1 pseudogene is annotated in these 334 nt (G+C 54.2%); it reads right to left on the minus strand.

Features of this window, described 5'->3' with window-relative positions:
* Window positions 1-334 (minus strand): annotated as a pseudogene (locus tag AC1XUO_RS29675) (hypothetical protein); the annotation flags it as partial.

Here is a 334-nt window from a genome sequence, read left to right on the forward strand (position 1 = left end):
GCTGCTGTGTCGGTAACCAGCGCTACGGATGCAGCCAGGAAGGGAGCAGGGAAGGGCAAGCCGTCCGATTTCCCTTTAAAGCTGATCGCGTTCTGGTCGTCGGCCTTAGCACCTGAATCGTCACTGTCTTCAATCACAAGCGGGTTCCAACTGGCACCATAGACCCGGCGGGTACCACTTTTGTAGTAAGCAATCGCAACACCGCCTTCGTTCAAAAACTTCTGAACGGCTTCCAGCTGGGCAGGATCCACACCGGCAAATTTACATTCGACGTCGTGCTCATAGTTCTGATATCCCAGCGCTCCCTTTTTGGAAGACTTTGCGCGGCCAGTAT

Source organism: Dyadobacter sp. HNCC25DJ186 (genome assembly GCF_056895235.1).